The organism is Sphingobium sp. CR2-8 (genome assembly GCF_035818615.1).
Classification (GTDB): Bacteria; Pseudomonadota; Alphaproteobacteria; order Sphingomonadales; family Sphingomonadaceae; genus Sphingobium.
In genome coordinates this window covers 1,045,169-1,067,275 of sequence record NZ_JAYKZY010000002.1, presented here as the reverse complement: position 1 = coordinate 1,067,275, position 22,107 = coordinate 1,045,169, and the positions used below count along the sequence as shown (strand labels likewise).

General features: G+C 64.3%; 17 protein-coding genes and 2 pseudogenes. 14 read left to right on the top strand and 5 right to left on the bottom strand.

What is annotated here, in order from left to right:
• The first annotated feature begins 67 nt into the window (after positions 1–67).
• The 5 genes and pseudogenes from U5A82_RS09090 (at position 68) to U5A82_RS09065 (ending at position 6,058) form a co-directional block, all read left to right on the top strand.
• A complete protein-coding gene (locus tag U5A82_RS09090) occupies positions 68–1,375 on the top strand; it encodes a sugar porter family MFS transporter (RefSeq protein ID WP_326290281.1) in 1,308 nt (435 codons plus the stop codon).
• A 14-nt stretch (positions 1,376–1,389) separates the two neighbouring features.
• Complete coding sequence (locus tag U5A82_RS09085; protein ID WP_326290279.1) at positions 1,390–2,730, top strand: family 43 glycosylhydrolase; 1,341 nt, start codon at positions 1,390–1,392, stop codon at positions 2,728–2,730.
• A pseudogene (locus U5A82_RS21790) lies at positions 2,712–3,385 on the top strand (sugar-binding domain-containing protein); the annotation flags it as partial. The gene U5A82_RS09085 and the pseudogene U5A82_RS21790, both read left to right, overlap by 19 nt.
• Positions 3,386–3,403: 18 nt before the next feature.
• Entirely contained in the window at positions 3,404–5,911 is a 2,508-nt protein-coding gene (locus tag U5A82_RS09070) for a glycoside hydrolase family 2 TIM barrel-domain containing protein (protein WP_326290275.1), read from the top strand.
• A gap of 6 nt (positions 5,912–5,917) precedes the next feature.
• Entirely contained in the window at positions 5,918–6,058 is a 141-nt protein-coding gene (locus U5A82_RS09065; RefSeq protein ID WP_326290274.1) for a hypothetical protein, read from the top strand.
• A 131-nt stretch (positions 6,059–6,189) separates the two neighbouring features.
• Here the strand turns inward: U5A82_RS09065 and fsa are convergent, their stop codons facing one another.
• Positions 6,190–6,843, bottom strand: coding sequence for a fructose-6-phosphate aldolase (gene fsa, locus U5A82_RS09060; RefSeq protein ID WP_326290272.1), 654 nt, complete (start codon positions 6,841–6,843; stop codon positions 6,190–6,192).
• 80 nt (positions 6,844–6,923) lie between these two features.
• On the opposite strand from fsa, the gene U5A82_RS09055 reads away from it, so the two are divergent.
• A complete protein-coding gene (locus U5A82_RS09055; RefSeq protein WP_326290270.1) occupies positions 6,924–9,092 on the top strand; it encodes a primosomal protein N' in 2,169 nt (722 codons plus the stop codon).
• On the top strand, positions 9,020–9,277 hold the full coding sequence (locus tag U5A82_RS09050; protein WP_326290268.1) for a DUF1289 domain-containing protein: 258 nt from the start codon (positions 9,020–9,022) through the stop codon (positions 9,275–9,277). Before U5A82_RS09055 ends, U5A82_RS09050 begins: the two co-directional genes overlap by 73 nt.
• Here the strand turns inward: U5A82_RS09050 and U5A82_RS09045 are convergent.
• Together U5A82_RS09045 and ada are read right to left on the bottom strand one after the other, a co-directional pair.
• Positions 9,228–10,742 (bottom strand): tetratricopeptide repeat protein, encoded by a 1,515-nt coding sequence (locus U5A82_RS09045; protein WP_326290266.1) that lies wholly within the window; start codon positions 10,740–10,742, stop codon positions 9,228–9,230. The two genes, U5A82_RS09050 and U5A82_RS09045, sit on opposite strands and share 50 nt — an antisense overlap.
• Before the next feature lie 77 nt (positions 10,743–10,819).
• On the bottom strand, positions 10,820–11,893 hold the full coding sequence (ada, locus tag U5A82_RS09040) for a bifunctional DNA-binding transcriptional regulator/O6-methylguanine-DNA methyltransferase Ada (RefSeq protein ID WP_326292892.1): 1,074 nt from the start codon (positions 11,891–11,893) through the stop codon (positions 10,820–10,822).
• 114 nt (positions 11,894–12,007) lie between these two features.
• On the opposite strand from ada, the gene U5A82_RS09035 reads away from it, so the two are divergent.
• From U5A82_RS09035 to U5A82_RS09005, 7 genes are all read left to right on the top strand, one after another.
• Positions 12,008–13,579: a S1C family serine protease gene (locus U5A82_RS09035; protein ID WP_326290265.1), complete on the top strand. Its 1,572-nt coding sequence runs from the start codon at positions 12,008–12,010 to the stop codon at positions 13,577–13,579.
• 184 nt (positions 13,580–13,763) lie between these two features.
• Complete coding sequence (locus U5A82_RS09030) at positions 13,764–14,318, top strand: F0F1 ATP synthase subunit delta (RefSeq protein ID WP_326290263.1); 555 nt, start codon at positions 13,764–13,766, stop codon at positions 14,316–14,318.
• Positions 14,319–14,321: 3 nt separating this feature from the next.
• Positions 14,322–15,851 carry a F0F1 ATP synthase subunit alpha gene (gene atpA / locus U5A82_RS09025; protein WP_326290261.1) on the top strand — a complete coding sequence of 510 codons (1,530 nt, stop codon included), beginning with the start codon at positions 14,322–14,324 and terminating at the stop codon, positions 15,849–15,851.
• A gap of 53 nt (positions 15,852–15,904) precedes the next feature.
• Positions 15,905–16,789, top strand: coding sequence for a F0F1 ATP synthase subunit gamma (locus tag U5A82_RS09020; RefSeq protein WP_326290259.1), 885 nt, complete (start codon positions 15,905–15,907; stop codon positions 16,787–16,789).
• A gap of 21 nt (positions 16,790–16,810) precedes the next feature.
• A complete protein-coding gene (atpD, locus tag U5A82_RS09015; RefSeq protein ID WP_326290258.1) occupies positions 16,811–18,256 on the top strand; it encodes a F0F1 ATP synthase subunit beta in 1,446 nt (481 codons plus the stop codon).
• Positions 18,257–18,412: 156 nt separating this feature from the next.
• On the top strand, positions 18,413–18,667 hold the full coding sequence (locus U5A82_RS09010) for an ATP synthase F1 subunit epsilon (RefSeq protein WP_326290257.1): 255 nt from the start codon (positions 18,413–18,415) through the stop codon (positions 18,665–18,667).
• A gap of 84 nt (positions 18,668–18,751) precedes the next feature.
• Positions 18,752–20,296: a hypothetical protein gene (locus tag U5A82_RS09005; protein ID WP_326290256.1), complete on the top strand. Its 1,545-nt coding sequence runs from the start codon at positions 18,752–18,754 to the stop codon at positions 20,294–20,296.
• On the opposite strand, the pseudogene U5A82_RS09000 reads toward U5A82_RS09005, so the two are convergent.
• Positions 20,285–21,009: pseudogene (locus tag U5A82_RS09000) on the bottom strand (class I SAM-dependent methyltransferase). The gene U5A82_RS09005 and the pseudogene U5A82_RS09000 overlap by 12 nt on opposite strands.
• Positions 20,982–21,986, bottom strand: coding sequence for a glycosyltransferase family 2 protein (locus U5A82_RS08995; protein ID WP_326290255.1), 1,005 nt, complete (start codon positions 21,984–21,986; stop codon positions 20,982–20,984). Before U5A82_RS08995 ends, U5A82_RS09000 begins: the two are co-directional and overlap by 28 nt.
• Positions 21,987–22,107 lie beyond the last annotated feature (121 nt).

The window sequence follows — 22,107 nt, the reverse complement described above, 5'->3', positions numbered from 1 at the left end:
CAAAGACTTGAAGTTAAAGCATGGCCGGGCAATTTTCGCCCGGCCATGCCGTCATGGAGAATAGGTAATGAATGCAAAGCTTTTCCATGGCGTATTGGTGGGCGCGCTGGCCGGACTCCTGTTCGGATTCGATACGGCGGTCATTGCCGGCACCACGGAAGGCATAAAGGCAGCATTCGGCCTGGATGCGGCGGGCGTCGGCTTCACGGTGTCCAGCGCCTTGTGGGGTACGCTGGCGGGCGCATTGCTGGCCGGTGTTCCCGGCGATCGCTACGGCGCGCGTACTTCGCTGAAATTCATCGCCTTGCTCTATGTCGTTTCCGGCATCGGTTGCCTGCTGGCGTGGAGTTGGCCTGCACTGTTGCTTTTCCGCCTAATGGCCGGCTTTGCGGTCGGCGCGTCTTCGGTGCTGGCGCCGGTCTATATCGCGGAAATCGCGCCTGCTGAAAAGCGCGGCATGATGGTGGGCGCTTTCCAGTTGAACGTCGTTCTGGGCATCCTCGTCGCCTATCTCAGCAATTATTTCGTCACCAGCCTCAATCTTGGCGACCTCGACTGGCATGTGAAATTCGGCGTGACCGCGCTGCCCGCGCTGTTGCTTCTGGGCCTGATGCGCACCATTCCCGACAGCCCGCGCTGGCTGGTGGCCAAGGGTCGCGAGGATGAAGCGCAACGCATTCTGACCGATCTGGGCGTCGCGGACGTCCCCGGCGAAATCAGCACATACCGCCGGGCCGAAGCGACTGCCAAGGCGCCACGCCTCAGCTGGATCGCGCACCGCCGCCCGATGTTGCTGGCCATCGCCATTGCGTCTTTCAACCAGTTGTCGGGGATCAACGCGATCCTCTATTATCTCAACGATATCTTCGCCGCTGCCGGTTTCAGCGGCGTGTCAGCCGACCGGCAGGCGATCGTCATCGGCGCGTGCAATCTGCTGTTCACTGCGCTGGCACTGACGGTGATCGACCGGATCGGGCGCAAGACGCTGTTGCTGATCGGCTCGGTGGGTCTGACGCTGGCGCTGGCTGGCGTTGCGGCGATCTTCTCCAGCGGGACGCATCAGGGCTGGTTGCTGTGGCTGCTGATCGGCTTCATCGCCTTCTTCGCTTTCTCGCAAGGTGCGGTGATCTGGGTCTACATCGCGGAAATCTTTCCCACCGACGTCCGTTCGCGCGGCCAAAGCCTGGGTTCCTCGGTCCACTGGTTCATGGATGCGATCATCGCCATGTCCTTTCCGCTGGTCGCCGCCCATGCGCGCGCGCTGCCCTTTGCGGTGTTCGCGGCGATGATGGCGCTCCAGTTCGTCGTGGTGCTGTTCTTCTTCCCCGAAACCAAGCGGCGATCGCTGGAAGCCATCGGCGCGTCGATGCGATGAGGGGCGCAGGTCGCATGCTCGCACGGATTGTGCCGTTGTCGCTGCTAGCGCTCGCGACGATGGCCGTTGCGCAGGATGGCGGCGCGTTCAAGCCGGGCGCGCGCAATCCGTTGATCCCCGGCACCTTCGCCGATCCGTCGATCGTGCATTACAAAGGGGAATGGTTCGTCTTCGCGACGATGGACCCGTGGGGCGGCGAGACGCTGGGCCTGTGGCGTTCACGCAATTTTCGCGACTGGACCTTCTCCACGCCCAACTGGCCGACCAAGACGGCCGCGACCAGCCCGACTTCCAACAAGAGCCGGGTCTGGGCGCCTTCGGTCGTGCGTGGCCGGGATGGCCGCTTCTGGATGTATGTCTCGGTCGGCAGCGAAGTGTGGGTGGGCGTAGCCGATGATCCCGGCGGGCCGTGGCGTGATGCCAATGGCGGCAAACCGCTGATCCCCGGCAACGCCAAACCCGGCTATCACATGATCGATGCCGAGGCGTTCGTGGACGATGACGGGCAGGCCTATCTTTATTGGGGGTCGGGGCTGAACTGGGTCAACGGTCGCTGCTTCGTCGTGAAGCTGAAGCCCGACATGGTGACTTTCGATGGCGAGCCCAAGGATGTGACCCCCGCGCATTATTTCGAAGCGCCCTTCATGGTGAAGCGTGGCGGCCATTATTTCCTGACCTATAGCTGGGGCAATACGACGAAGGACACCTATCAGGTCCGTTACGCGGTCGGCACGTCGCCGATGGGACCGTTCATGGAGCCGGACGACCGGGCGCTGCTGGAAACGGATGCGGCCAAGCAGATCATCAGCCCCGGCCACCATGCGGTATTTCGTGCAGGCGGCAAGGATTTCATCCTCTACCATCGGCAAGCATTGCCTTTCCCTTCGGCGGACGGTCAGGTGCTGCGGCAGATCGCGGTCGACCGGCTGATCGTGCAGGGGGATCGCCTGAAGGCGGTCGTGCCGACCCATGAGGGTCCAGATGTGCCGGGGGCAGCGAAGCGGAGGGGCAAAGCGCTGCCCTATGCGCTGGCTGCTTCGACCGGGAAAGCGGACCTGGCGGGCGACGATAATTATGCGACCGGTTGGACCTCCGCTGCCGGGGCGTCCTGGCTTCAGGCCGATGCAGGCCGCAGCCGCATGATCGGCCGCAGCCAAATCCGCCTCGCCGATCCGAATAAAGCGATTCGCTATCGTCTGAGCGTTTCAGGCGATGGACAGGCATGGTATCCCGTCGGCGGTATGAAGGAGGCCAAGGGGTCGCCGATCATTCTGCCCGCCGCAGGCCGCGGTCGCTATGCGCGGCTGGATTTCGACCAGCCCGTCTCAATCCTCGAATGGAGTTTTCTGCCATAAAATCCCTTCGTCTCCCGGCGCTCGCTTTTCTGAGCATGGCTGCCGCTCCCGTGCCCGCCCCGATCCAGCCGCAGGTGTCCGCCGACCGCCCGGATTGGGAAAATCCAGCCATTTTCGCGCGTGGCAAGCTGCCTGCTCATGCCACGGGGTTCCCCTTCGAGAGCGAAAAGCTGGCGCTGGACAATGACAGGACGCAATCGGGCCGGTTCCTGTCGCTCGATGGCACATGGAAATTTGCCTATACGCAAAATGCCGACGAAGCGCCCATGGACTTCGCCAGCCCCGGTTTCGACCTGTCGGGCTGGAAGGACATAAAGGTTCCCGCCGACTGGCAGACGCAGGGCTTCGACCGCCCGCTCTACAATAATGTCCGCTACCCCTTCCCCCCAACCGCCCGCTGATCCCGCATGAGAATAATCCGGTCGGTTCCTACCGCCGCGATTTCGACCTGCCTGCAAACTGGAAGGGCAGTGATGTCATCCTGCATATCGGGGCCGCAGGGTCAGCCTATTATGTCTGGGTTAACGGCCAGAAGGTCGGCTATAGCGAAGACAGCAAGCTTCCCTCCGAGTTCGCGATCAGCCGCCATCTGAAGCCGGGACGTAACAGCGTTTCCGTTCAGGTCTATCGCTGGTCGGACGGCAGCTATCTGGAAGACCAGGATTTCTGGCGCGTGTCGGGGATCGAGCGGTCGGTCTATCTGATCGCGGCGCCCCAGGCCCGGATCGACGACATCTTCGCCAAGCCCGGTTTGAGCGCCGACTATCGCGACGGCACGCTGGAAGTGGCGCTGAAACCCTCCGCCGCTGCAAAGGGGCTGACGGCGCGCATGACCGTGCGGGATGGCGACGCCATCCTGCTGACGCAGAGCGCGAAAGTCAGTGGCGCGACGCTGTCGATGACCGGCACGGTTCCAGCGGTCAGGCCGTGGACGGCCGAGACGCCCAACCTCTACACGCTGCTGGTCGAATTGCTCGACCGGCATGGCAAGGTGGTGCAAGCCACATCGCAGCGCATCGGCTTCCGCACGGTAGCGATCAAGGACGGCATGGTGACCGTGAACGGTCGCCCGATCTTCATCCGCGGCGTCAACCGACATGAGCATGACCCGGAAACATTCCATGTCATCTCCGAAGAATCCATGCGCCGCGACATCGAACTGATGAAGCGCAACAATGTGAATGCGCTGCGCACCTCGCACTATCCCAATGACGAGCGCATCTATGCGCTGGCCGACGAATATGGCCTTTACGTCATGGATGAGGCGAATATCGAGAGTCATGAATATCTGTCGGCCGCCAACAAGGCGAAGGACGATGCGAAATTCATGCTCGGTTATGACCCCGCATGGGAGGGTGCTCATGTCAGCCGCGTGCTCAACATGGTGGAGCGCGACAAGAACCATCCCTCCGTCATTTTCTGGTCGCTGGGGAATGAAGCGGGCGTCGGTCCCAGCTTCGCGAAGGCCGCCGCTGCGGCGCGCGCGCTGGACCCCAGCCGCCTGATCTCCTTCCTGGGCTGGAGCCAGACCAGCAATCACCGTCCGCTGCCCTATTCCGATATTTACGCGCCCATGTATCACAGCATCGACCAGATGCTGGATTATGCCGCGCACCGCGAACATAAGCAGCCGATGATCCAATGCGAATATGCCCATATGCAGGGCAATTCGGGTGGCAATTTCAAGGACTATTGGGACGCCATCTACGCCCATCCCGACCGGTTGCAGGGCGGTTTCATCTGGGACTGGGTGGAACAGTCCATCTATCGCTATACCAAGGACGGTCGGCGTTATTGGGGCGATGGCAGCGCATTTGGCGATAATCCGCGCGGCGAGATCGAGTTTGGCGACGGACTGCTCCAGTCCGACCGTACCCCCAATCCGCAGCTGTTCGAGGTGCAGAAAGTCTATTCGCCGATTCAGTTCAGCGCGTCCGATGCCGCCAGCGGCCGGATCACGGTGCTGAACCGGCATGACTTCCGGGATTTAAGCGGTTTCGACTTCGACTGGCAGTTGGATGAGGATGGCGTGACCATCGCGTCCGGCAAATTGTCGGGCATAAACGCTGCGGCGCGCGGTAGTGGCGAATTTGCGGTCCCGCTGCCCGCGAACCCACGTAAGGCGGGTGCGGAATATCTGCTGACGGTCCGCGCTCTGGCGAAGGAAGGCAGCATCCCGTTGGTCAAGACAGGGACCGTCGTGGGCTGGGAGCAATTTGCTCTTGGCGCGGTGCCCGTGCCTGCCGAACCGCCGCGTGCGGGTAAGGTCACGCTCAGCCTGGAGGACGGGCGACTGGTGTTGAAGGCGGGGGTCACGACGCTCACCATCGACCGGGCGACCGGCCTGATTTCAGACTATGCTTCGGGCGGCACGACTTTGCTATCCGGCGGGGCGCCCAACTTTACGCGGGCGCTGACAGACAATGATGCGGGCACACGCAAGCCTGAATGGAACAAGCTGTGGGAGGATATGTCGAGCAAGCGACAGCTCCAATCGCTGACAACCGCGCAGGGCCGGGATGGCGCTTCGGTCACCGTGCGATACCTGATGGGCGAAGGACAGGTGGCGTTTGCGACCCGCTACTCGCTGGCGGGCGACGGCAGCCTGAAGGTGGAGGGCGACTTCAAGCCATTGAAGTCCGATCTGCCCGACCCGCTGCGCATCGGCTTTGGCTTTGCCACCACCGGCGGTTTCCAGACGGTCACCTGGTATGGGCGCGGGCCGCATGAAAGCTATGCCGACCGCAAGACCAGCGCGATGATCGCCCTGTGGCGTGGCGCGCTGGCCGACCAGCATCATGACTTCATCCGTCCGCAGGAAAGCGGGACCAAGACCGACGTGCGTTGGATGCAGCTATCGGGCGGCAATGGGCCGAACCTGCATATTGCGGGACCAAAGCCGCTCACCATGAACGCCCTGCCCTTCCCGTATGAGGATCTGTCGCGGCGCGAGCCAGGCACGCGCAAGAGTACGGATATCGTACCGCAGGCGACTGGGTCGCTGATGGTGGACGCGATCCAGTCGGGCGTTGGCGGCGACACGACATGGAATGATCCGGGCCGCGCCCTGCCGCAATATCGGGTGCCGCTGACCCCGCGCCATTTCGAATTTCGCCTCAGCCCGACCACCAAGGCGGAGGACGGACAGGCGCGGCCCGCAAAGGCCACCATCACCCCATGAATTGAAATGATCCAGGGCATTCCCCAGGCAATCAGGATATCGGCCGAGGCGATGCTGGACATCGATATCGCGCCGCTATCGCCCGTATGGCTGTCGTTCAACGGGATATGGCGGTTGCAGGCGCTGGAAACGGATCGTGGCGGGTAAATTCCCCCGCCATGATCCGTAGAGCAAATTCCGATCCGATTACATCGGCTCGAAATCTGCTCCAGTTATTTGATACAACGCGTTTTTTTTAACCAGCAGACGATTCCGTCTGGTTGGAAAACGCTTTGAGATCAGAGGATGCTCTGGCCGGTCTTCGCCCAGTCGGCGGCGAAGCCTTCCAGGCCCTTGTCGGTCAGCACATGCTTGGACAGCATCTTGATGACCGAAGGCGGCGCGGTCATCACGTCCGCGCCGATGCGGGCCGCTTCCAGCACATGGATGGGATGGCGGACGGACGCGACCAGGATTTCGGTGTCGAAACCATAATTGTCGTAGATGAGGCGGATGTCGGCGATCAGCGCCATGCCGTCGAACCCATTGTCGTCATGACGACCGACGAAGGGCGAGATGAAGGACGCGCCCGCCTTCGCAGCAAGGAGCGCCTGGTTGGCGGAGAAGCACAGGGTCACGTTGACCATCGCACCGTCGTCGGTCAGCGCCTTGCAGGTCTTGAGGCCGTCGATCGTCAGGGGCACCTTGATGCAGACATTGTCGGCGATCTTCCGCAGGACTTCGGCTTCCTTCATCATCGTCGCATGGTCGAGGGCGACGACTTCGGCGGAGACGGGACCGTCCACGATGCCGCAGATTTCCTCCACCACTTCCAGGAATTTGCGGCCCGACTTGGCGATCAGCGACGGGTTGGTGGTCACGCCATCCAGCAGGCCGGTGGCGGCCAGATCGCGGATATCGGCGGTGTCGGCGGTGTCGACGAAGAATTTCACTGGGCAGCCCTTTGCGCAAAAAAGTGATTCGTTGCGTGGCGCTATAGCGTCTTAGGGCTAGCCTGTCCTACATGGGCGCAATGTCCCGCGCCCGTGTCCTGATCCTCAACGCCGCCCTTGGCCCGCTCGACTATCGCGTGCCACACGGCATGCCGGTGCAGCCCGGCAGCATCGTCGTCGCGCCGCTGGGGCCGCGCCAGCTGATCGGCGTGGTGTGGGAGGAAGACAGCTTCCCCGACATCGAGACGGTGGGCGACAATCGGCTGCGCAACCTGCTGGAGGTGGTGGATGCCCCGCCGCTGCCCGAACCGCTGCGGCGGCTGATCGAGTGGACGGCGGATTATTATCTGGCGCCCCCGGCGGCCGTGCTGCGCATGGCCCTGTCGTCCATGGCCGCGCTGGAGGGGACGCGGACCGTGATCGAATATAAGGCGACCGGCGCGGTGCCCGAGCGGATGACGGAGCAGCGCGCCCAGGCGCTGGAGCGGATCGGCGAGCGGCAGGGCCTGATCCGCGAACTGGCGATGATCGGCGGGGTGAGCGACGCGGTGATTCGCGGCCTCATCAAGCAGGATATCTTCCAGGCGATCGAGGTCAGCGTCGACACCCCCTTCCCCATGCCCGATCCCGGCCATGCCCAGCCCGTGCTGTCGGACGCGCAGACCAGCGCGGCGGAGCAGATGGCGGACGCGGTACGGGCGCATGACTTCGCGCCCTTTTTGCTGGACGGCGTCACCGGGTCGGGGAAGACGGAGGTCTATTTCGAAGCGATCGCGGCGGCGATCCGGGCGGATCGGCAAGTGCTGGTGCTGCTGCCCGAAATCGCGCTGACCGAACCGTTTCTGGAGCGGTTCGAGAAGCGGTTCGGGACGGTGCCGGTCAACTGGCATAGCGGCCTGCGCCAGAGCGAGCGGCGGCGGGCCTGGCGCGCCATCGCCAGCGGCCAGGCGCAGGTGGTGGTGGGCGCGCGATCGGCTTTGTTCCTGCCCTATCCCAACCTCGGCCTCATCGTCGTGGATGAAGCGCATGAGGCGAGCTTCAAGCAGGAGGACGGCGTCCATTATCATGCCCGCGACGTGGCGGTGATGCGCGGCCTCATCGAGAAATTCCCGGTCATCCTGGCGTCCGCCACGCCCGCCATCGAGACGCGGCATCAGGTGGAACTGGGCCGCTATGCGGAGATCAAGCTGCCCTCACGCTATGGCGGGGCGGAAATGCCCACGATCGAGGGCATCAACCTGCTGACCGACCCGCCCGAACGCGGCCGCTGGATCGCGCCGCCGCTGGTCAAGGCGATCGACGAAGTGATGGCGAAGGGCGAGCAGAGCCTGCTGTTCCTCAACCGGCGCGGCTATGCGCCGCTGACGCTGTGCCGCCATTGCGGCTATCGCTTCCAATGCCCCAATTGCACCGCCTGGATGGTCGAGCATCGGCTGACCCATCGCCTCGCCTGCCATCATTGCGGTCATGTCGTGCCCGCCCCGCGCCGCTGCCCCGACTGCAAGGAAGAGGACAGCCTGGTCGCCTGCGGCCCCGGCGTCGAGCGGATCGCGGACGAGGTGAAGGCGCTGTGGCCGCAGGCGCGCACCGCCATCGCGACATCGGACACGCTGTCGTCCCCCGCCCGCGTGGCCGATTTCGTGAAGTCGGTGGAGGCCGGCGACATCGACATCATCGTGGGCACCCAGTTGGTCACTAAGGGCTATCATTTCCCCAACCTGACTCTGGTGGGGGTGATCGACGCGGACCTGGGGCTGGAGGGCGGCGACCTTCGCGCCGCGGAGCGGACATTCCAGCAGATCGTGCAGGTGGCGGGGCGCGCCGGGCGCGGGGAGAAGCCGGGCAAGGTGTTCATCCAGACGCGCATGCCGACCAGCGAGGTCATCGAATCGCTGATCGAGGGCGACACCGAGCGATTCTATGCGGTGGAGACGGAGAACCGGCGGCGCGCCAACGCCCCGCCCTTCGGCCGTTTCGCCGCGATCATCATATCGAGCGAGAATGCCGACGAAGCGGCGCAGATCGCGCGGCTGATCGGCAAGTCGGCGCCGGTGATCGAAGGGATGCGCGTCTATGGCCCTGCGCCTGCGCCGCTGTCCGTCCTACGTGGGCGGCATCGCCACCGCCTGCTGATCCACGCCAACCGTAATATCGACATTCAGGCGGCGATTCGCGAATGGCTGGGCAATCTGGCCTGGAAATCGGGGACCCGCGTCGCGGTGGACATCGATCCCTACAGCTTCATGTGATGGACAGGCCCCTCGTCAGTCCATGTCGCAATCTCTGTTCGCTCGACCGCGAGCGAAAGATTTGCACCGGTTGTGGCCGGACGATCGAGGAGATCGTGCATTGGCGCAGCATGACGGAAGCGGCGCGTGCCGCCGTTATGGCGCGGGTGCGGGATTTCGAGCCGGAGACGCGTCCTTCTGCTTAGCCGCCTGCGCGTCAAGGCCTTCCTTCATCCTGATGGCCGCCTGCCGCATATCCGATCCGTGCGGCGAAAAGGCGATCGGATCGAGCAGGACCGACGCCGCCGCATAGTCCCCGCGACTGGCCATCGCATGGGCGATCTGGAACCGGTAGCTGGGATTTTGCGGCAACAGGCTGAACGCCTTGTACAGGCCGTCATAGCCGATGTCCGGCATCTTGCCGCCACGCATGGCATGATAGCGGTAGAAGAGCGCAAGCGGCACCGGATCTTCGGTATCGGCACGATTGGCGCGGACGATGGATGTCAGCGCGGCCTTCCAATCCTCCGCCTTGTCGCTGTCATGGGCGCGCTGGAGCAAAGCTTCCGCGCGCACGGCATAGGCGCGGGAGGATTTGGGATCGATCGCGATGGCGCGATCGGCGTCCGCCAGCGCCGCCTCTCCCTGCTCGGCATCCCATTCCGCTTCCGCCAGAAGCGCCAGCGCATAGGCGCTGTCAGGATATTTGGCGGTCTTGGCGCGGATCGACGTGACCAGGCCGGGAATCTCTTCCTTCTTCGGCCGATGGATGAGGTGGAGTTCATCCTCCACCAGCGCGCCTTGCGCCGGATCAAGCGGCGTGACGGCGATCGTGCCGATCGTCATTTCCTGCGGCTTGATGACGGACATCATCAGGCGCTTACGCATATAGGCCTTCAGTTCCTTTTCCAGTCCGTCCAGCCCACCTTCGAAATAGCTGTCCGGCTGCACATCCTTCTTCCCCTGCGCCAGGTCGTTCAGATAGCGGGTCATGCCGGCCGTCTGCGCATTCTTGTTCTGGAAATAATAATGGGTCAGCAGCCAGGCGGTGCCATAATAGCGGTCGCCATCCTTGAGGTTCAGCCCCTCCGTCGTGCGGGACATCAATTGCTTGAGCGGATAGGGCTGGCCCAGCACCAGCCCCGGCACCCGCGCCATCGGCACCTTGGCGAACTGGATCGACCCGTCCTTGGGGAAATTCACGACCGAGAAAAATTCCGCGAACCCCTCCACATACCAAGCCGGATAGGCGGCCGGGAAATGGTGCAGCATGAAATGATGGGTATATTCGTGGAACAGCACCTCTTCGGCGCCCATGTCGAACTTGCTGGTCTTCGCGCCGCGCGCCAGGAACGCATAAGCGCTGCGATCGGAGGTGGTGTAATAGCCGGCGATATTGGGATTGCGGGCCAGTTCCTTGACCTTGGCCTCGCTCGACAGGAGATAGACCTTCACCGGGCTGCCCTGATCGGGGCTGGTGACGCCGGTCAGGCGGCGCAGCAGGAAATCGAACTTCTCCAGCTGCTCCGCAAAGTCGCGCAGCGTTTCGTCCCTGCCTTCGCTATAGACGGTGAAATGCCGCGTCTGCGCCTGCCACCAGGCCGCCTGCGCCGTGCCCATGTTCGCGATCGCCAGGCCGAACCCGGCCAGCGCCTTCAACCACAATCGCATCGTCCGCGCTTACCCCTTCCGCTATCCCCGGTGGCAAGGTGGCGGAGCGCGGGGCGGATGAAAAGACACAATCTCCGTCACTTGTCCTTTTCCCGCGCGAGCAGCGCCTGTTTCCTGTCCACGCCCCAGGCATAACCGCCCAGGCCGCCGTCGCCGCGCACGACGCGATGGCAGGGTATGAGCACCGCCAGAGTGTTGCCGCCACAGGCCGTGCCCGCCGCCCGCACCGCGCCGGGGCGACCGATCGCAGCGGCGATGTCGCCATAGCTGCGCGTCTCGCCCGGCGGGATGGCGCGCAGGGCGGCCCACACCGCCTGCTGGAACGCCGTGCCACGTATGTCGGTCGGCAGGTCCGCGCCCGATGCAGGATCGTCCACCAGCGCGGCGACCCGCGCCGCCAGCATGTCCAGCGTCGCATCGGCTGGGGTCAGGTCGGCGCGAGGAAAGCGAGCGCGCAGGTCCGCTTCATTCTCGCCGAAGCTGATGCGGCACAATCCCTTGTGCGTCGCGGCGACCAGTAGCGGACCCAGGCTGCTTTGCACGGTGCGCCAGCGAATCGTGACGCCGCGCCCGCCATCCCGCCACGCGCTGGGCGTCATGCCCAGATGGGCCTGCGCGTCGGCATAGGCGCGGCTGGGGGCGTTATAGCCCGCCTCGTAGATAGCGTCGGTTACGCGGCCGTCATGCGCCAGCGCGTCCTTCAGGCGCGCCGCACGCACGCCGCGCGCGAAGGCGGCGGGGGTCAGGCCCGTCTCCCGCTTGAACAGGCGATGGAAATGATGCGGGGCATAGCCGGCATGGGCGGCGATCGCGTCGAGCCGGGGCGTGTCCTCCGCCCCCTCGATGAAGGCGACCGCCGCCGCGACCGCCAGCCGATCGCGCCCGACGTCATCGGGATGGCAGCGCAGGCAGGCACGAAAGCCCGCCGCGCGCGCCGCCGCAGGATCGGACAGGAAGGTCATATTCTCGCGCCGGGGGTGGCGCGCCGCGCAGCTTGGCTTGCAATAGATGCCGGTCGTCGCGACACAGCCCACGAAGCGACCGTCCATCGCCCGGTCCCGCGCGACGAAGGCGGCCCAGCAGGCATCGTCGTCCGGCATGCCCGGTGCATCAAGGCTATTGGCGGGTTTCAGGCGGGTCATCTGGTTCATGCCTATGCGATAGACGCACGCGATTGACCATGCTTCCCGCGCCTTGCTTTCAAAAGTCGGCACGGCATTTCCCGATTGCACCAAGCGCGCCTTCCAATATGTATGCGCGCATCTATGGTCGCCCTATTTCGCCGCTTCGCCCCTGCCCTTGCCTTCGCGCTCGCCCTCGGCGTGCCTGCGTCCCTGCATGCCGAGCAGCAGGATATCGCCTCTGCCGCGCGGGGCGTGGTGCGTGTCGCGCTGGTCGCGACGGATGGGTCCGACGCCTATTTCGTGGGCCATGGCAGCGGCTTTGCCGTCGCGCCGGACAAGGTGCTGACCAACGCCCATGTCGTTGAACTGGCGCGCGAGGAGAAGAATCTCGTCATCGGCGTCATCCCGTCCGAAGGCACGAAGACCTATGGCGGGCGAATCATCGCCTATTCGCCGGGCAACGACCTGGCCCTCATCCAGTTGGAGGAAGGATCGCTGCCGGTCAGCACCTTCTACGCGGGCGCGGTGAGCGACGGGCAGCATGTGACCGCGATCGGCTATCCCGGCACGGTAGATCGGGCGCAGGGCCTGGGCCTCAAGCAGTTGGTCGAACCGCTGGCGACGGTGAAGACCAGCGGCAACATCTCGTCCGGCCGGGCGAGTCGCAGTTTCGACACGCTGCTGCACACCGCGCCGCTGGCGGCCGGGAACAGCGGCGGGCCACTGATCGACGATTGCGGCCGTGTGCTGGGCGTCAACAGTTTCGGGTCGGTGTCGGACGGCAATGACGCGGAGTTCGGATTCGCCGTATCGTGGCGCGAAGTCGCCTCCTTCCTGCGTCAGGCGGGCGTGTCGTCGCTGCACACCGTCGTTCCCTGCCGGTCGATGGCGGAGGCGGACGCCGCCGAAGCAGCCATCACCCAGCGCGAATCGCAGGCGACCGAGCAGAAAAGCCGCGCGAGCGCAGACGCGCGCGAACAGCAGATGACCCGCGCCAGAGACGCGGCGGAACGCGACATCATCACCGCCCGCGAAAACGCCATGGCCGGGGCCGCCGTGCTGCTGGCGCTCGCCGTGCTGGGCCTGGGCGCGGGCGGCCTGTTCTACAATCAGGGCAAGGAAAAGCAGGCGACATGGTTCCTGGCCGGGGGCGGCGTGCTGCTGCTGTCGGCGCTCGGCCTCTTCTTCCTGCGCCCCAGCTTCGCGGATATCGACGAGCGGGCCAAGCTGCCTGCCGACAAGGGCGTGGTGGGCAACGGCGCCTTTGCCTGGAGCGGGGAGAATCTCTGCAAGGTCGATCTGGCGCGCAGCCGCCTTACCGTGTCGCAGCCCAATGATATCGGCCTGAACTGGGCCGATGGCGGATGCGTCAATGGCAACACCCAATATGTGGCGTCCGGCACGACATGGCAGCGCATGAGCCTGCCCGACGAGGCCAATTATGTGACCAGCAACCAGTTCGATCCGGCCACCGGTGTGCTGCGCGTCCAGCGCTGGCTGCCGGATATCGACACAATGGACAAGGCGCGGGCGCTGCTCAAAGAAGGCGCTGGCAAGGGGCCTATCAAAGGATGCGGTAGCGATAGCGACCTGCTGTCGCGGATCGCGACGTTCCAAAGCGACGTGACAGCGTTGCTTCCGGCCCAGCCCAATGAACGGATCGTCTATCATTGCCAGAAGGGCCGTTTGGCCCCGACCGATCCCACGCCATAACCGATTCGTCGCGGCGGAAATACTCAGGCAAATAGGCGCGATTTCACACTATTGCTGGAATCGCGTCACATGACTTGCATAGTCATAATCGCGCTGCTAACCGGCCGGGCAACAGGGGCTCGGGACGGATTTGACCGCGCCCTCTTTTTGCATGACCCGCAAATCAACGGAGGACGGCAGGCGCGTGGAGATTAACAGCGGCATTCAGGCTAGCCTCAGCGGCCGCTACGCGGTGGCGCTGTTCGATCTGGCCCGCGACGCAAATGCACTCGACACGGTGGCGGACAGCCTGGCCGGGTTGAAGGCGGCAATTGCCCAGTCCCCCGATTTCAAGGGCTTGATCAACAGCCCGGTGTTGAGCCGGGACGCAAGCGGTAAGACGATCGCCGCCGTCGCATCCTCCATGGGGACCGATGCGCTGACGACGAAATTCCTGGGCGTCCTCGCCCAGAACCGTCGACTGGGGCAGTTGCCCGCCGTCATCCGCGCCTATGAAACGCTGCTGTCGAATCACAAGGGCGAAGCGCGCGCGCAGGTGACGAGCGCCCATCCGCTCGACGCCGATCAGATCGCCGCGCTGACCCGCAGCCTCAAGGCGCGCGTCGGCCGCGAAGTGACGCTCGACGCAAAGGTCGACCCCGCGATCCTGGGCGGGCTGGTCGTCAAGATCGGCAGCCAGATGATCGACAGCTCCATCCGCACCCGTTTGAATACGCTCGCCCAGGCGATGAAAGGCTAAGTCATGGATATCAACGCCGCAGAAATTTCGAAGGTCATCAAGGACCAGATCGCCAATTTCGGCACCGAAGCGCAGGTCAGCGAAGTCGGTTCCGTGCTGACCGTGGGTGACGGCATCGCCCGCGTCCATGGCCTCGACAACGTCCAGGCGGGCGAAATGGTCGAGTTCGCCAACGGCGTGCAGGGCATGGCGCTGAACCTGGAAGCCGACAATGTCGGCGTCGTGATCTTTGGCTCGGACAGCGAGATCAAGGAAGGCGACACCGTCAAGCGCACCGGCACCATCGTGGACGTGCCCGTGGGCAAGGGCCTGCTGGGTCGCGTCGTGGACGGCCTGGGCAACCCGATCGACGGCAAGGGTCCGATCGTGTCCGACCAGCGCATGCGCGTCGAGCGCAAGGCGCCCGGCATCATCCCGCGCACTTCGGTCCACGAACCCGTGCAGACCGGCCTCAAGGCGATCGACACCCTCGTCCCCGTCGGCCGTGGCCAGCGCGAACTCATCATCGGCGATCGCCAGACCGGCAAGACCGCCGTCGCGATCGACACCTTCATCAACCAGAAGACCGCGAATGCTGGCGATGACGAGAGCAAGAAGCTCTACTGCATCTACGTCGCGATCGGCCAGAAGCGCTCGACCGTCGCGCAGATCGTCAAGCAGCTCGAAGAAAATGGCGCGATGGAATATTCGATCGTCGTCGCCGCGACCGCTTCGGAGCCCGCGCCGCTCCAGTATCTCGCCCCCTATACCGGCGTGACCATGGGCGAATATTTCCGCGACAACGGCATGCACGCCGTCATCGTCTATGACGATCTGTCGAAGCAGGCCGTAGCCTATCGCCAGATGTCGCTGCTGCTGCGTCGTCCTCCGGGCCGTGAAGCTTATCCGGGCGACGTCTTCTATCTGCACAGCCGCCTGCTGGAACGCGCTGCGAAGATGAACAAGGAAAACGGCTCCGGGTCGCTGACCGCGCTGCCGATCATCGAGACGCAGGCGGGCGACGTGTCCGCCTACATCCCGACCAACGTGATTTCGATCACCGACGGCCAGATCTTCCTGGAAACCAACCTCTTCTACCAGGGCATCCGTCCGGCCATCAACGTCGGCCTCTCGGTGTCGCGCGTCGGCTCCGCCGCGCAGACCAAGGCGATGAAGAAGGTGTCCGGCTCGATCAAGCTGGAGCTGGCCCAGTATCGCGAAATGGCGGCCTTCGCCCAGTTCGGTTCGGACCTCGACGCGTCGACGCAGAAGCTGCTGAACCGTGGTGCGCGCCTGACCGAGCTGCTCAAGCAAGGCCAGTTCTCGCCCCTGCCGTTCGAAGATCAGACCGCGTCGATCTTCGCGGGCACCAACGGCTATCTTGACAACGTCGCCGTCAAGGACGTGACCCGGTATGAAGAGCTGATGCTCGCCTATCTGCGTCACGACCACCCCGAAGTGCTGACCGCGATCCGTCACAGCAAGGATCTGGGCGACGATGCGAAGAGCAAGCTGAAGGCCGCGCTCGACAGCTTCGGCAAGACGTTCGCATAATATAGTCTTCGTCATCCCGGCGCAGGTCGGGATGACGAACTGAAGGGGTCGTGATGGCTAGCCTCAAAGAACTGAAGATCCGCATCGGGTCGGTCAAATCGACCCAGAAGATCACCAAGGCGAAGCAGATGGTCGCCGCCGCGAAGCTGCGCAAGGCGCAGGCCGCGGCAGAAGCCGCGCGTCCCTACAGCCAGCGGCTGGAAGCGGTCGTCGCCTCGCTGGCGTCCAAGATCGCCGGTGGTACGGGCGAAGGCGCCTCCCCCTTGCTGGCGGGCACCGGCAAGGACGACGTGCACCTGCTGGTCGTCGCCAACTCCGACCGTGGTCTGGCAGGCGCGTTCAACGCCAACATCGTCAAGGCCGCGCGGCTGAAGGCCGACGAACTGATCAAGGCTGGCAAGACGGTCAAATTCTACCTGATCGGTCGCAAGGGTCGTCCGGTCATCAACCGCATGTATCCCGGCAGCATCGTCGCGCAATATGATACGACGGGGACCAAGCAGCCCGGTTACGACCAGGCGCAGGCGATCGCGCACGAATTGAGCGAGATGTATCTGAACGGCAAGTTCGATGTCGCGCATCTCTTCTACTCACGCTTCAAGTCGGCCCTGGCGCAGATCCCGACCGAGCAGCAGATCATTCCGGTCAAGATCCCTGCGGACGCCGACCGCAACGCCATCCCCGCCACGGTCGAGTTCGAACCGAGCGAGGAAGCGATCCTGGACGATCTGTTGCCGCGCAACGTCGCGATCCAGCTATTCAAGGCGCTGCTGGAAAACAACGCATCAGAACAGGGCGCGTCGATGACCGCGATGGACAACGCCACGCGCAACGCCGGCGACCTGATCAGCAAGCTGACCATCCAGTATAACCGCAGCCGCCAGGCCGCGATCACCACGGAACTCGTCGAAATCATCTCGGGCGCCGAAGCCCTTTAAGTGCAGGCAAGGACATAAGTCATGGCAACCACCAACAATGTAGGCCGCATTTCGCAGGTCATCGGCGCCGTCGTCGACGTGACCTTCCCCGATGCGCTCCCCGCAATTCTTTCCGCGCTGGAAACCAGCAACAACGGCCAGCGCCTGGTGCTGGAAGTCGCCCAGCATCTGGGTGAGAACACCGTCCGCACGATCGCGATGGACTCGACCGACGGCCTGACCCGTGGGCAGGAAGTCACCGACACCGGCGCGCAGATCGTCGTGCCCGTCGGCCCGGCCACGCTCGGCCGCATCCTGAACGTCATCGGCGAGCCTATCGACGAACGTGGTCCGGTGCAGACCGAACTGCGCTCGCCCATCCATGCCAAGGCGCCCGAGTTCGTCGAACAGTCGACCGAAAGCTCGATCCTGGTCACCGGCATCAAGGTCATCGACCTTCTCGCCCCCTATGCCAAGGGCGGCAAGATCGGCCTGTTCGGCGGCGCGGGCGTAGGCAAGACGGTTCTGATCCAGGAACTGATCAACAACATCGCCAAGGGCCATGGCGGCACGTCGGTGTTCGCGGGCGTCGGTGAGCGGACCCGCGAGGGTAACGACCTGTATCACGAATTCCTGGACGCCGGCGTCATCGCCAAGGACGCCGATGGCAACGCCATCAGCGAAGGGTCGAAGGTTGCGCTGGTCTATGGCCAGATGAACGAGCCGCCGGGCGCCCGCGCCCGCGTCGCCCTGTCGGGCCTGACCATCGCCGAATATTTCCGCGACGTCGAAAATCAGGACGTGCTGTTCTTCGTCGACAACATCTTCCGCTTCACGCAGGCGGGCGCGGAAGTGTCCGCTCTGCTCGGCCGTATTCCTTCGGCCGTGGGCTATCAGCCGACCCTGTCGACCGACATGGGCCAGTTGCAGGAACGCATCACCTCCACGCACAAGGGGTCGATCACCTCGGTGCAGGCCGTCTACGTTCCCGCAGACGATTTGACCGATCCGGCGCCTGCGACCTCGTTCGCGCATCTGGATGCGACGACCGTTCTCAACCGCGCCATTTCGGAACTGGGGATCTACCCGGCGGTCGATCCGCTCGACTCCACCAGCCGCGTGCTGGAGCCGCGCACCGTGGGCCAGGAACATTATGACACCGCCCGCGCGGTCCAGTCGATCCTGCAGAAATACAAGTCGTTGCAGGACATCATCGCGATCCTGGGCATGGACGAGCTGTCGGAAGAGGACAAGCTGACCGTCGCCCGCGCGCGCAAGATCCAGAAGTTCCTGTCGCAGCCCTTCCACGTCGCCGAAGTCTTCACCGGCATCAGCGGCAAATTCGTCGCGGTGGAAGACACGGTCAAGTCGTTCAAGGCGGTCGTGGATGGCGAATATGACCATCTGCCCGAAAACGCCTTCTACATGGTCGGCGGCATCGACGAGGCCATCGAAAAGGCCAAGAAGCTGGCCGCCGAAGCGGCGTAAGCTGCCAACATTTCCCCTCCCTTCTTAGGGAGGGGGTCAAGGGATGGGTCGCGAGCGAAACGCGCGTCAGCCTATCCCGCAAAGTTGCGCGCGATTGCTTCGCAATCGACCCACCCCAACCCCTCCCCTGAAAGGGAGGGGCTAAGGAAACGTAAAATGGCACTGCATTTCGAACTCGTAACCCCCGAAAAGCTGGTCCGCTCGATGGAGGTCTGGCAGGTCGTGGTGCCCGGCACCGATGGCGACTTCGGCGTGCTGGAAGGCCATGCGCCCTTCATGTCGACGGTCCGCGATGGCAGCATCCAGATCTTCGCTTCGGCGGGCGCCGCGGCGGAAATCATCCCGGTCGAAGGCGGCTTTGCCGAGGTCAATGAAAAGGGCCTGACGGTGCTGGCCGAAAAGGCCGGCTGACCGGCGAGCCGATATTATGGCGCTTTGGACGCCATAAGATGAGGGGCGCTTTCCGCGCCCCTTTTCTTTGCCATGACTGACGGCATGCGCGCCCAGCCCCCAACCCCGCCGTCCCTGGCCGAAACGCCGATCGCCAAAACCCCGCCTGGCCGCCCCACCCTGCTCGCCCGTCCGGTTCCGGGGGGCTGGCTGATCGCAGCGATCGCGGCCTGGCTCGGCGTCGGACAGTTGCTGCTTTGGCGCTTTCTGGATATCGCGCCGCTATGGGCCTATGGGCTGGGCGCTATCCTGATCGCCGGGTTGTGCGCAGCAATCGCGCGCACGGCGCGATCCTATACCGGACCCACTGTCGCTACACTCCTACTCTGCATCGGCCTCGCAGGCGCTATCCTGATGCTGGGTGGCGAAGGGCGTTTCTTCTACGCCAATATCGACTGGCAGGTCCGCTTCGCCGCGCTCCGCGACATGAGCGCCTACCCCTGGCCCTTCGTCTATATGCGGGCCGAACCCGAAGTGCTGCGCGCGCCGGTCGGCATGTTCCTGGCGCCGGCGCTGATCGGCAAGATCGCCGGTGCGCGCGCTGCCGATCTGGCCTTGCTCGTGCAGAACAGCCTGATGCTGGGCGCGATATTGGCGCTGCTGACCACCCTGTTCGAAACCCGGCGCGCCAAGGCGGTGGCGTTGTTCGTCTTCATGGTCTTTTCCGGCCTCGACGTGCTGGGCCGCCTGCTCATCCATGGCGGCCTGTCCGATCATCTGGAAAACTGGTCGGGCCTGCAATATTCGTCCACCGTTACCCTCGCCTTCTGGGTGCCCAACCATGCGATATCGGGGTGGATCGGGGCACTGTCCTTCCTGCTCTGGCGCGCGGGGAAAATTCCTTTAGGCGCGGCGCTGGCGCTGTTGCCGCTGACGGCGCTCTGGTCGCCGCTGGGGCTGATCGGCGCCATGCCTTTCGCCCTGCTGGCAGGGGTTCGCACCCTGTATCAACGCAGCCTGCGCGTACCCGACATTGCCCTACCCGCGCTGGCGAGCCTGATCGCGGTCCCCGGCCTGCTGTATCTCGCGGCCGCCGGGAACAATGTCGGGATGCGGGCGCAGACGATCGTGCCATTGCAATGGGGCATTTTCGAACTGCTAGAAATACTGGTTTATATCGCGCCGCTGGCGCTGATGGCGCGCAGCGTGCGCTTCGGGCGGGACACGCTGGCGCTCGTGACGGTCTGGCTGCTCGTCATTCCTTTCGTTCAGATCGGATCGTCGATCGACATGATGATGCGCGGGTCGATCTGCGCGCTGACGATCCTGGCGATCATGGTGGCCGATGCGTTGTTGGGGGAGCCGGCGACGCGTCGCCTGTTGATCGGGCTGCTCGCGATCGGGTCCATCACCGGGCTGGCGGAAATCCGCCGCGCGCTGGTGCATCCGCCCGCGCCGGAGGTGCGGTGCAGCATCTTCAAGGCGTGGCGACAGAATTTCGGGGATTTCCCGATCGATTCCTATGTCGCGCCCTTGTCCGCCATGCCCGCGCTGGTCCGCCCTACCGCGCCCGCTCAGGTCCGTCCCGCCGAACCGCCGCGCTGTTGGGATGGGTCATGGTATCATCCCGAAGATCCGTCAGTCCGATAATATGGCGTAGAGCGACAGGCCGATCGGAAAACGCACACGGCCCAGAAGATGCCGCTCCCATCCGAAGATGCGCTGCAACAGGGCGTTGACCGGTGCGGACGGCCTGGCGTCGAGCGGCGCGGTCCGGCGCAGCAACCGGTGCATGGTGCGCATCGTCATGGCCAAGGGGAATAGCAGGCTGTTGAAATAGCCGATGCTCTCGACCTTCAGCCCGGCGGCCTGCGCCGCCTCGCGCAATCCCGCCAGCGTGTAGCGCCGCTTGTGATGATGCAGTACGTCATGGTCCGACCAGAGCCATGGCACGGCCGGGACGGTCAGCAATATCCGCCCCCCGGCGCGAGCCGTGCGCGCAGCGCAGCGAGGGACGCGCGGTCCTGCTCCACATGTTCCAGCACGTCGAGCAGCGCGATCAGATCATAATGCGCGCCGTCGAAGCCGATCCGGTCGGGCAACATGCCCGGCTCGACCCGGCCGACGCCCTGCGCCTGGGCCAGGGCGCGGGCCTGGGCGTCATATTCCAGCGCATCGACCGACCCGTGACGGGCCAGCATCGCCAGGTTGCCGCCGGTGCCGCATCCTGCCTCCAGGATACGCGCGCCTTTGCCGGGTGCGATCCGGTTGCGGATCAGCCCGTCCAATATCGCGCGCCGGGCGACGAACCACCAATGGCCGCCCTCCTGCGCGCTCATGCTCGCATAGGCTGATCGGTCCATTCGTCCTGTTCCTTATGAAGCGGGCGCGCCATCGGTGCGACAGAATCCGTAGCAACGATGTAGAGCGGCCTCTGGCGCACTTCCCGCGCGACCCGGCCGAGATATTCGCCGACGATGCCCAGGCTGAGCAGGTTCAGGCCGCCCAGCATCAGCACCGCGACCATGATCGACGCATAGCCCGGCACATCCACGCCGGTCACGATCGTATGGGCGACCAGGAAGGCCGCATAGGCGAAGGCCAATAGCGCGATGCCGCCGCCGACATAGGACCAGATGCGCAGCGGCATGGTGGTCGATGCGGTGATGCCGTCGATCGCCAGCGACCAGAGCTTGCCCAGCCGCCATTTCGTCGTGCCAGCGCCGCGCACGGCGCGGACATAATCGACCGTTGCGACGCGAAAGCCGATCCAGGAAAACAGGCCCTTGTTGAAGCGGGCCTGCTCGCCCAATTGCTTGATGACATCCACGGCCTGCCGGTCGAGCAGGCGAAAATCGCCGACATTTTCCGGAATGGGATAGTCGGACAGGCGATTGAGGATGCGATAGAATCCATGCGCGCTCCAGCGCTTGAACCAGCCGTCGCTCGACCGGTCGATGCGGCGGGCGTTGACCACCTGCGCCCCGGCGAGCCAGGCGCGCACCATGGCGACGATGACGTCCGGCGGGTCTTGCAGATCAACGTCGATCGGGATGACGGCGTCGCCGACCGCATGGTCGATGCCCGCCGCCAGCGCCGCTTCCTTGCCGAAATTGCGCGAGAGGGACAGGCAGCGCACGTCCGGGTTCAGCCGCGCGAGGATCGACACGATGTCGGCGGTGCGGTCCGAACTGCCATCGTCGACGAACAGATATTCGGCGCGCGCATCCGGTCCGATCAGCGCCAAGGCCTTCGCCACCGCAGGGCGCGCGGCGTCGAGGAACAGGGATATGACATCCTGCTCATTATGGACGGGAACGACGATCGACAGGGTCGGCATGGCGCGCAAATTTCCCCAAAACTTGGGTTGGCTATCGACCATAATGGTTAACGCCGCGTAACTGGACGCAAGCCATCTCGGTAGAAGGGCATTTCGCGAGGATGATTAGCTTTCCGCGCCA

What these genes read in the sequence shown, in the direction of transcription:
- atpA (WP_326290261.1), top strand. Translation starts at nt 14,322, where the DNA reads ATGGATATCAACGCCGCAGAAATTTCGAAGGTCATCAAGGACCAGATC.
- U5A82_RS09020 (WP_326290259.1), top strand. Translation starts at nt 15,905, where the DNA reads ATGGCTAGCCTCAAAGAACTGAAGATCCGCATCGGGTCGGTCAAATCG.
- U5A82_RS08995 (WP_326290255.1), bottom strand. Translation starts at nt 21,986, where the DNA reads ATGCCGACCCTGTCGATCGTCGTTCCCGTCCATAATGAGCAGGATGTC.
- U5A82_RS09065 (WP_326290274.1), top strand. Translation starts at nt 5,918, where the DNA reads ATGATCCAGGGCATTCCCCAGGCAATCAGGATATCGGCCGAGGCGATG.
- atpD (WP_326290258.1), top strand. Translation starts at nt 16,811, where the DNA reads ATGGCAACCACCAACAATGTAGGCCGCATTTCGCAGGTCATCGGCGCC.
- U5A82_RS09085 (WP_326290279.1), top strand. Translation starts at nt 1,390, where the DNA reads ATGCTCGCACGGATTGTGCCGTTGTCGCTGCTAGCGCTCGCGACGATG.
- U5A82_RS09090 (WP_326290281.1), top strand. Translation starts at nt 68, where the DNA reads ATGAATGCAAAGCTTTTCCATGGCGTATTGGTGGGCGCGCTGGCCGGA.
- U5A82_RS09035 (WP_326290265.1), top strand. Translation starts at nt 12,008, where the DNA reads ATGGTCGCCCTATTTCGCCGCTTCGCCCCTGCCCTTGCCTTCGCGCTC.
- U5A82_RS09045 (WP_326290266.1), bottom strand. Translation starts at nt 10,742, where the DNA reads ATGCGATTGTGGTTGAAGGCGCTGGCCGGGTTCGGCCTGGCGATCGCG.
- U5A82_RS09050 (WP_326290268.1), top strand. Translation starts at nt 9,020, where the DNA reads ATGGCTGGGCAATCTGGCCTGGAAATCGGGGACCCGCGTCGCGGTGGA.
- U5A82_RS09055 (WP_326290270.1), top strand. Translation starts at nt 6,924, where the DNA reads ATGTCCCGCGCCCGTGTCCTGATCCTCAACGCCGCCCTTGGCCCGCTC.
- U5A82_RS09010 (WP_326290257.1), top strand. Translation starts at nt 18,413, where the DNA reads ATGGCACTGCATTTCGAACTCGTAACCCCCGAAAAGCTGGTCCGCTCG.
- U5A82_RS09005 (WP_326290256.1), top strand. Translation starts at nt 18,752, where the DNA reads ATGCGCGCCCAGCCCCCAACCCCGCCGTCCCTGGCCGAAACGCCGATC.
- ada (WP_326292892.1), bottom strand. Translation starts at nt 11,893, where the DNA reads ATGAACCAGATGACCCGCCTGAAACCCGCCAATAGCCTTGATGCACCG.